Consider the following 10214-nt stretch of genomic DNA (forward strand, 5'->3'; position numbering starts at 1 on the left):
GGAATGAATCGAAATTTAGGGGGTGCTTTTGCGTGGCAAAAGACGATGTGATTGAAGTTGAAGGCAAAGTAGTTGATACAATGCCGAATGCAATGTTTACGGTTGAACTTGAAAATGGACATCAGATTTTAGCAACAGTTTCTGGTAAAATTCGTAAAAACTATATTCGTATTTTAGCGGGAGACCGTGTTACTGTCGAGATGAGTCCTTATGATTTGACACGTGGACGGATCACTTACCGCTTTAAATAATCGAAATACTTGGAGGGATAAGAAATGAAAGTAAGACCATCGGTCAAACCAATTTGCGAATACTGCAAAGTTATTCGTCGTAATGGTCGTGTTATGGTGATTTGCCCAGCAAATCCAAAACACAAACAACGTCAAGGATAATAGAAAGGAGAAAAAATGGCTCGTATTGCTGGAGTTGATATTCCAAATGACAAACGTGTAGTTGTTTCACTGACTTATGTATACGGTATTGGTCTTCCAACATCTAAGAAAATTTTAGCAGCTGCTGGAGTTTCAGAGGATATTCGTGTGAAAGATTTAACATCTGATCAAGAAGACGCTATCCGTCGTGAAGTGGATGCTATCAAAGTTGAAGGTGACCTTCGTCGTGAAGTAAACTTAAACATCAAACGTTTGATGGAAATTGGTTCATATCGTGGAATCCGTCATCGTCGTGGACTTCCTGTACGTGGACAAAACACTAAGAACAACGCTCGCACTCGTAAAGGTAAAGCAGTTGCGATTGCTGGTAAGAAAAAATAATATAAGGAGGTAAAAAGTCTTGGCTAAACCAACACGTAAACGTCGTGTGAAGAAAAATATCGAATCTGGTATTGCTCATATTCACGCTACATTTAACAACACTATTGTTATGATTACTGATGTGCATGGTAACGCAATTGCTTGGTCATCTGCCGGAGCTCTTGGATTTAAAGGTTCTCGTAAATCTACACCATTTGCTGCCCAAATGGCATCTGAAGCTGCTGCAAAGTCTGCACAAGAACACGGTCTTAAATCAGTTGAAGTTACTGTTAAAGGTCCAGGTTCTGGTCGTGAGTCAGCTATTCGTGCTCTTGCTGCCGCTGGTCTTGAAGTAACAGCTATTCGTGATGTGACTCCTGTGCCACACAATGGTGCTCGTCCTCCAAAACGTCGCCGTGTATAATCATAAACCATTACACTGCTTTTCGTTTAAGAGGGAGTAACTAAATGATTGAGTTTGAAAAACCAAATATAACAAAAATTGATGAAAATAAAGACTATGGCATATTTGTAGTAGAACCACTAGAACGTGGTTATGGTACAACGCTTGGGAACTCACTTCGCCGTGTACTTCTTGCATCTCTACCAGGTGCTGCTGTGACATCTATCAATATCGAAGGTGTTCTACACGAGTTTGATACAGTTCCAGGTGTCCGTGAAGACGTCATGCAAATCATTCTGAACGTCAAAGGGATTGCTGTAAAATCTTACGTCGAAGACGAAAAGACAATTGAACTGGATGTTGAAGGTCCTGCAGAAATCACTGCCGGTGATATTTTGACGGATAGTGATATTGAAATTGTAAATCCTGATCATTATCTCTTTACAATTGGTGAAGGTGCTAGCTTAAAAGCTATTATGACCGTAAATACAGGTCGTGGTTATGTACCGGCTGATGAAAACAAAAAAGATGATGCACCAGTAGGGACGCTTGCGGTAGATTCAATCTATACGCCGGTGAAAAAAGTTAATTATCAAGTTGAACCAGCTCGCGTTGGTAGCAATGATGGTTTTGATAAATTAACTCTTGAAATCATGACAGATGGGACGATTATTCCAGAAGATGCCCTAGGGCTTTCTGCGCGCATTTTAACGGAACATTTAGACCTGTTTACTAACTTAACTGAAGTAGCAAAATCTACTGATGTGATGAAAGAAACAGAAAAAGTTTCAGATGATCGTGTGTTGGATCGTACAATTGAAGAATTAGATTTGTCAGTTCGTTCGTACAACTGTTTGAAACGTGCTGGTATCAATACTGTATTTGATTTGACAGAAAAAACCGAACCTGAAATGATGAAAGTAAGAAATCTAGGACGTAAGAGTCTTGAAGAAGTGAAAGTAAAACTTGCTGATCTTGGTCTTGGATTAAAAAACGATAAATAAAGGAGGAAAACATGGCTTACCGTAAACTAGGACGCACTAGCTCACAACGTAAAGCAATGCTTCGCGACTTGACCACTGACTTGATTATCAACGAATCAATCGTGACAACAGAAGCTCGTGCTAAAGAAATCCGTAAAACAGTTGAAAAAATGATTACTTTGGGTAAACGTGGTGATTTGCATGCTCGTCGTCAAGCAGCAGCTTTTGTTCGTAACGAAATTGCATCAGAAAACTATGATGAAGAAACAGAAAAGTATACTTCAACTACTGCTCTTCAAAAATTATTCTCTGATTTAGCTCCTCGTTATGCAGAACGTAACGGTGGATATACTCGTATCCTTAAAACTGAACCACGTCGTGGTGATGCTGCTCCAATGGCAATCATTGAATTAGTATAATTTTTATCAATTTTGTTGAGTGTTATGATGATGGAGTAATATTACTCTTAGTCTAGCTCTGGTCTACCGCTAGGATTTTTCCTAGCGGGAACACTCATCTTATGATAAGAAACGTAGACGCTTGTTTACGAAATTGCTTTTACAAAAAAACAATTTCGTAAGCAGGCGTTTTTTAGAATTTCATAATCGGTGCTTCACTACAGAATTTATAGAATTATAATACTGAATTTATCATGAAAACTCCCAAACAGACATCTGTTAATTTTAACTTTATCCGCTGAAAAGAATGTAAAAGTACCTGAAGAGATAGATAGGTGTATTAAGAAGCGCGAAATAGAAACCGAAAAGAGTAGAACAGCTACCCAGCCCTCCTAAAAGCTTCAAGTTTGCTATCCTTAAAAGGTAAGAAAAAGGAAGGAGAAGGAAATGGAGTTCAAGGAGTTATATGCCAAGGTGAGAGGAATTGTGCTGAAGTGTCGGAGGGAATATTATGTCCACCTGTGGGAATTAAGCGATTGGAACCAAGAGGGGATGTTGGTACTCTATCAGTTGGTGAGTCGCTATCCGCAGCTAGTAGAAGAAGATCATCAACTCTATGTTTACTATAAGACCAAGTTCCGCAATCATATCCTAGACATCCTCCGTAAACAGGAAAGTCAAAAACGCAAACTTGATCGTCAAGCTTATGAAGAAGTGAGCGAGATTGGTCACAAGCTCAGCCTAAAAGAACTATATCTGGATGAATTGGTGATTCTCCGAGACCAGCTAAAGAGCTATCAAGCTCAACTGAGCCCAGAGAAACAGGAGCAGTACGAGCGCTTACTAGCCGACGAACGGTTCAAAGGCCGCAAAGCCATGATTCGAGAATTAAGAGCCTACTTAAAGGACTATAGCGATTAAGATAAGTCAGGACTTTCCCTTTTAAAAGGTTATAAATTTCGAATGATTTTCTTCGTGCATTTGGCATGAAAAAGCAGAAACCCTCTTGTAAAATGGAAGAAATTTTGATATGATAGTAGATGTCGTGTAATCGGCAAATACTCATTTCAGATGAATTGTGAAGCCGTTGCCTACGGGTGGTTTTGCGAGTTGAAATCTGGGAGAGGAAAAAACAAAAAAGGAGACATTACTCATGGCAGTAATTTCAATGAAACAACTTCTTGAGGCTGGTGTACACTTTGGTCACCAAACTCGTCGCTGGAACCCTAAGATGGCGAAGTATATCTTCACAGAACGTAACGGTATCCACGTTATCGACTTGCAACAAACTGTAAAATTTGCAGATCAAGCATACGACTTTATGCGTGATGCGGCTGCTAACGATGCAGTTATCTTGTTTGTTGGTACGAAAAAACAAGCTGCTGATGCTGTAAAAGAAGAAGCAGAACGTGCTGGTCAATACTACATCAACCACCGTTGGTTGGGTGGAACACTTACAAACTGGGAAACGATTCAAAAACGTGTTGCTCGTTTGAAAGAAATCAAACGTATGGAAGAAGACGGAATTTTTGATGTTCTTCCTAAAAAAGAAGTCGCTCTTCTTAACAAACAACGCGCTCGTCTTGAAAAATTCTTGGGTGGTATCGAAGAAATGCCACGTATTCCAGATGTGATGTATGTTGTGGATCCACATAAAGAACAAATCGCTGTTAAAGAAGCTAAGAAATTAGGTATTCCAGTTGTAGCGATGGTGGATACAAATACAGATCCAGATGACATTGATGTCATCATTCCAGCTAACGACGATGCTATTCGTGCTGTTAAGTTAATCACTGCGAAAATGGCTGATGCAATTATCGAAGGCCGTCAAGGTGAAGATAACGTTGAATCAGTAGAAGCAGAATTAGCTGCAACTGATACACAAGCAGATTCTATTGAAGAAATCGTTGAAGTTGTTGAAGGCTCAAACGAATAATCAAGTAACGAACCTATAGGGCGGGGCCTAGCCCTCCCCTTTTTATTAAATAAAACCGTAATATCTTAATTGGAGGATCAAAATGGCAGAAATTACAGCTAAGCTTGTAAAAGAATTGCGCGAAAAATCTGGTGCTGGTGTCATGGACGCTAAAAAAGCACTTGTAGAAGTAGATGGCGATATCGAAAAAGCAATTGAATTGCTTCGTGAAAAAGGTATGGCAAAAGCTGCTAAAAAAGCAGACCGTGTTGCTGCTGAAGGATTGACGGGTGTCTATGTAAACGGCAATGTTGCCGCTATCGTTGAAGTGAACTCAGAAACAGACTTTGTAGCAAAAAATGCTCAATTCGTTGAATTGGTAAACGAAACAGCTAAAGTAATCGCAGAAGGCAAACCAGCAAACAATGAAGAAGCACTTGCTTTGACAATGCCTTCAGGTGAAACACTTGAAGCTGCTTATGTTAGTGCAACTGCTACCATCGGAGAAAAAATCTCATTCCGTCGTTTTGCAGTTGTTGAAAAAGCAGATGATCAAGTATTTGGAGCTTACCAACACAATGGTGGACGTATCGGTGTTATCACAGTTCTTTCAGGCAGTGACGAAGATCTTGCAAAACACGTGGCAATGCATGTTGCCGCTATGAAACCTTCTGTTCTTTCATACAAAGAATTGAGCGAAGAATTTATCCATGATGAATTGGCTCAAATGAACCACAAAATTGATCAAGATAACGAAAGTCGTGCAATGGTTGGTAAACCAGCGCTTCCACACTATAAATTTGGTTCTAAACTTCAATTGACGGATGAAGTGATTGCACAAGCTGAAGAAGACATCAAAGCTGGTCTTGCAGCTGAAGGTAAACCAGAAAAAATCTGGGATAAAATTATTCCTGGTAAAATGGATCGCTTCATGCTGGACAATACCAAAGTTGACCAAGCTTACACATTACTTGCGCAAGTCTATATCATGGACGACAGCAAGACTGTTGAAGCATTTCTTGAAAGCCAAGGTGTGACAATTGCAAGCTTCACTCGTTTTGAAGTAGGTGACGGTATTGAAAAAGCTGCCAATGATTTTGAATCAGAAGTAGCTGCTACAATGGCTGCTGCACTTGGTCAAAACTAAGAATAAAAAAACAAACATATAAAATAACATGAGATAGGATTCCTGCTTTTCCCTGTTTTGTGGTATTTATAAGAAGTCTCATATGAATCTTTCCAAAGCTTTGTTGCTTTTAATGGTGATTCGTATGAGGCTTTTTCTAAATTTGGAATATGTGATAGATTCCTCATTGTCCAGAGCCTTTCGTTTTAATAAAATACTAAGAGTTCTGGGATTAGGGAACCTATTTTAGAAAACTGAAGTTTACATTGTGTCAAAAAAACACTTACGAATATATGGACTTTCTATTTATTTGAGGTATAATAGTAATTGTAGTATAATATTGATATTTATGCTCTAAGCTTATAAAAAAATTAGAAGAAGGAGAAATTTGTAATGAAGGCAAAGAGATGGATAGGCTTCTTTTTATCTTTACTAACGATTTTTACTGTTTTAGGATTTTGGAACGTCCAGCGGGTTTCTGCTGCTGATGTTACCGATAAGGCTAAATTCGAGAATTTGAAAATCACCATTGCCTCTACTGGAGATGAGTCAACGGGTTATCATAGTGAAAATGATACTACAGTTGCATTAAAGTACTCGGGCGACTTCTCATTTCCTAATGTAGAGGTAAATGATATTAAGCCGGGGGATTACTTTATAGTAAAAGCTCCAACTAATTTGGATTTACAAGATCAGACCCTAGATCTCATCGATAAAAATTCAAATACAAAGATGGGGACTGTACAGGTAGATAGCAAGAAACACCAGTTGCTCTTTACTTTCAATGACAAGGTTAAGGATAAACAGAATATTCGTGGGGATTTCTTTGCTAGTGCAAAAGAGACAGTCACAAAAGAAGATAAGATAGTTACCTACGTTTTGCCGGGAGGTAAAACGCAAATAATTACATTCAAGACTTTGAAAACGCAACAGGCTCTTGTTGAAGGAGAGGTCATTTACAAAGGTGGCTGGAATCACGGAAGTCTTGCAAAAGCAGGTTATTATGTAAGGATTAACCGATCTCAACAGGATTTAAAGAATAAAACCATTGAAATAACCGATGATATTAGTTTAGGGGCATTTGCTTCTTATATAGATGGTAGTTTTGCACTAAATGAAGCGGAGTTTGATACAACAAATACGAATTTTGCTAATCTTAAACGGAAAATTAAACCCTATAAAGTAACGACTGATCCTGAAGAATATAAAAAGGACTCTGATAATACGGCTTTGCTTACACTGACAAATGGTAAGCGTAGTTTTAAATTGCTGATGCCAACTAATATGGGAAAGAAGAGTTTCTTTCTTGAATATGCGACAACTTCACCAGCTGATACCTCTGAGATTAAGAATTCAGCACAATTTTTGATTGATAATGAGCCCCAGTTAACGTGGAAAAAATGGGGTGATAAGATTAATACAAGTAAAGAGAGTGTTGTAACGCTGAAAACGGTTAAGGCTGCAGGTGCATCGGTCACAGCTGATATTGCTGGTAAGATTAAAATCACTAAATTCGATGAAGCGGATGCAACTGTTAAGTTGGCAGGCGTTGTCTTTGAAATCCGTGAGAAAACCACTAATAATTTGGTTGATACCGTTACAACAGATGCGGATGGAATTGCTCTTTCAAAGGCTCTCAGTGATGGTAAGTATATTGTTAAAGAAAAAACTCCTAAATCAGGCTATCAGGTAAATAGTCAAGAATTTGAAGTAGAGCTGAAAGGTGGACAAGGTGTTCCTCTCAACATCCCCAACAAACGTGAAACGGTTGATTTTGAGGCAACCAAGACTTGGGTAGATGGAAAGAAAACTGACTACAAACAAGTAAAACTCGGCTTGTATGTTCGCAAAAAAGGGGAGTCTATCGATAAGGCCCAACGTGTTACAGGGAACTATACTCCTAAAGTAACAGAGTCGAACGGCGTCTACACTTACAAATGGGAGAAACAACTACCTAAGTATGATGTAGATGGAAAGACAGAGTTGGTTTACTCTGTTCGCGAGCTTCAAGACCAGACTGACCTTCCTTTGAAAGAGGGAGAGAAAGTCAAAGTTGGAGAGAATAACTATGTCGTATCTTACAATGCAGACAAGACTCAAGTTACCAATACTTATGAAGTTCCAAAGATAAACGTGACGGCTAAGAAAGTCTGGGTTGGCGGTCAGGAACGTGTTCGCCCAACTACCTACTTCAAACTTTACCGCACACTAGAAGGTGGAACTGAAGAAGCAGCACCTAATGCTGAACTTAAAAAAGTTCCTACAACAGATGGTACGGTTAAATGGACAGGTCTTCCGGCTACAGATCAAAACGCTAAGAAGTACACCTATAGCGTGAAAGAAGTTGATGACAAAGGTGAACTGATCACTAAAGTGGATGGTTATACTCCTAGCCAAATAGACCCTCTTACTATCAAAAATACCTATAGCGCTTCACCAGCTGAGGCTGTAATTGAAGCTAAGAAAAAATTGGAAGGTCGTCCAACAGAGCTTCAAGACGAAGAATTTGAATTTATCTTGAAAGATAATGATGGAAAAGAAGTTCAAAGAATCAAGAATAAAGGTACTAATGCTGATGGAACTGGTCGCGTAGTCTTCAATCCTATTAAATTTACAAAAGAAGGACATTATCAGTACACCATTGTGGAAGCAAAAGCAGGTGAAACTGAAAATGGTATCACCTATGATAATAGAACAGTTCCTGTAATTGTACACGTCTATGATAATGGAAGAGGTCAACTGGTTGCTTGGGTTGAGAAATTCGAAATTTCTCAAGTAGCACTTCCAGCAGCTGATTTTTCAACTTCAGCACCTGGTTCTAATCTTGTACCACCAATCTCTGGTGCCATCAACACCATTACAGATGCCGGAATTCAAACATTCACAAATACGTACAAAGCTACCAAGGTCAAAGTGCCTGTTGCTGCGACGAAATCATTCATCAACAAGAACACTGATAAGCCAATTCAGCTTCAAGGTGGGGAATTCGAATTTGCCTTGTTTGAGAAAAATGGTACAGATCCAATTCAAACAACAACAAATGATGCAACTGGAAACATTAAGTTTGAAGATTTAGAATTCAATAAAGCTGACACTTATCATTACACCATCGTTGAAAAGAATGCTGGGACAACTGATAAAGGAATCACTTATTCTAACAAGACTATCGAAGTAACGATCAAAGTTGTTGACAACGGTAAGGGAGCGCTTGAAGCAACTGTTACCTATGACAATAACGACAGAACTTTCGAAAACACCTATAAGGCTGAAAAGGCCAAAGCTGTTCTTGAAGTAGATAAGAAACTAAGCAATCGCAATCTCGAAGCTAACATGTTCGAATTTACATTGACAGACCAAGTTGGTAACGTTGAAAAAGCGAAGAATGGTGCTGACGGAAAAGTTAAATTCTCAGAGTTGACATTTGATGAAGCAGGTACTTACACTTACACCATCAAGGAAGTAAAAGCTGGCACAACGGAGAATGGTATCACCTACGATGTTAAGACCGTCACAGCTAAAGTAACTGTAACCGATGATGGTCAAGGTAAATTGCATGCGGCTGTTGAATACAGCAGTGATGGTACAGCTAATAGCACAACCTTCAATAATGTCTACACCCCAGCAGGTGACACATCCGTTACTCTTGGTGCGAAAAAAGTTCTTGAAGGTAAAACTCTTGAAGCAGGTAAATACAGCTTTGTCTTGAAGAAAGCAGACGGAACTGTTGTCGAAACAGTGACAAACGCTGCAGATGGAACAGTGACCTTCTCACCAATCTCATATGATGAGAGCCAAGTGGGAACTCACAAGTATACCATCTCAGAAGTTGCTGGATCTGAAGCAGGAATCACTTATGATAAGACTGTTCGAGAAGTAGAAGTCAAGGTTGAAAAAATCAGTGCTACTGAATTAAAAGCAACGGTTTCGAAAGAAGCGAAAGATCTTGTCTTCACTAACAAATACACACCAGCACCAGCAACCAAAGTAAAAATTGCTGGTAAGAAAGTGCTAGAAGGTAAAACACTGGAAGCAGGCAAATATAACTTTGCCCTGAAAAAGACAGATGGCAGCGTCGTTCAAACTGTTACTAATGATGTGGACGGAAACTTTGCTTTTGACGAATTGACTTATGATGAAAACCAAGTAGGAACGCATAAGTATACTATCTCAGAAGTTGAAGGAACAGAAACTGGGGTAACTTATGATAAGACTGTTCGAGAAGTAGAAGTCAAGGTTGAAAAAATCAGTGCTACTGAATTAAAAGCAACGGTTTCGAAAGAAGCGAAAGATCTTGTCTTCACCAACAAATACACACCAGCACCAGCAACCAAAGTAAAAATTGCTGGTAAGAAAGTGCTAGAAGGTAAAACACTGGAAGCAGGCAAATATAACTTTGCCCTGAAAAAGACAGATGGCAGCGTCGTTCAAACTGTTACTAATGATGTGGACGGAAACTTTGCTTTTGACGAATTGACTTATGATGAAAACCAAGTAGGAACGCATAAGTATACTATCTCAGAAGTTGAAGGAACAGAAACTGGGGTAACTTATGATAAGACTGTTCGAGAAGTAGAAGTCAAGGTTGAAAAAATCAGTGCTACTGAATTAAAAGCAACGGTTTCGAAAGAAGCGAAAGA

The 10214-nt window shown here is 39.1% G+C and carries 10 protein-coding genes; all 10 read left to right on the plus strand.

The genetic code is table 11. The annotated features are described in order from the left end of the window. Window positions 1-32: 32 nt before the first annotated feature. The gene (infA, locus tag IYQ91_RS05225; protein WP_001029883.1) at window positions 33-251 is read left to right on the plus strand and encodes a translation initiation factor IF-1; all 219 of its coding nucleotides are present in this window, start codon (window positions 33-35) and stop codon (window positions 249-251) included. Between the two features lie 24 nt (window positions 252-275). Beyond that, a complete protein-coding gene (rpmJ, locus tag IYQ91_RS05230; protein ID WP_001808836.1) occupies window positions 276-392 on the plus strand; it encodes a 50S ribosomal protein L36 in 117 nt (38 codons plus the stop codon). 15 nt (window positions 393-407) lie between these two features. Then, the gene (gene rpsM / locus IYQ91_RS05235; protein WP_002262317.1) at window positions 408-773 is read left to right on the plus strand and encodes a 30S ribosomal protein S13; all 366 of its coding nucleotides are present in this window, start codon (window positions 408-410) and stop codon (window positions 771-773) included. A gap of 19 nt (window positions 774-792) precedes the next feature. Then, the gene (rpsK, locus tag IYQ91_RS05240) at window positions 793-1176 is read left to right on the plus strand and encodes a 30S ribosomal protein S11 (protein ID WP_001118385.1); all 384 of its coding nucleotides are present in this window, start codon (window positions 793-795) and stop codon (window positions 1174-1176) included. Between the two features lie 44 nt (window positions 1177-1220). Beyond that, window positions 1221-2159, plus strand: a complete 939-nt coding sequence (locus IYQ91_RS05245) for a DNA-directed RNA polymerase subunit alpha (RefSeq protein WP_003026514.1) — start codon at window positions 1221-1223, stop codon at window positions 2157-2159. A gap of 11 nt (window positions 2160-2170) precedes the next feature. Further along, window positions 2171-2557, plus strand: coding sequence for a 50S ribosomal protein L17 (rplQ, locus tag IYQ91_RS05250; RefSeq protein WP_003026513.1), 387 nt, complete (start codon window positions 2171-2173; stop codon window positions 2555-2557). Window positions 2558-2983: 426 nt separating this feature from the next. Next, window positions 2984-3457, plus strand: a complete 474-nt coding sequence (locus IYQ91_RS05255) for a sigma-70 family RNA polymerase sigma factor (protein WP_195673272.1) — start codon at window positions 2984-2986, stop codon at window positions 3455-3457. Window positions 3458-3689: 232 nt separating this feature from the next. Beyond that, entirely contained in the window at window positions 3690-4472 is a 783-nt protein-coding gene (gene rpsB, locus IYQ91_RS05260) for a 30S ribosomal protein S2 (protein ID WP_144208517.1), read from the plus strand. A gap of 82 nt (window positions 4473-4554) precedes the next feature. Beyond that, the gene (gene tsf, locus IYQ91_RS05265) at window positions 4555-5598 is read left to right on the plus strand and encodes a translation elongation factor Ts (protein WP_003026508.1); all 1044 of its coding nucleotides are present in this window, start codon (window positions 4555-4557) and stop codon (window positions 5596-5598) included. A 372-nt stretch (window positions 5599-5970) separates the two neighbouring features. Continuing rightward, window positions 5971-10214: Spy0128 family protein (locus IYQ91_RS05270; RefSeq protein ID WP_195673273.1), on the plus strand; the 4244-nt coding region annotated here is incomplete at its 3' end.

It is taken from the genome of Streptococcus sp. HF-2466 (genome assembly GCF_015594645.1).
GTDB classification, from domain to species: Bacteria; Bacillota; Bacilli; order Lactobacillales; family Streptococcaceae; genus Streptococcus; species Streptococcus anginosus.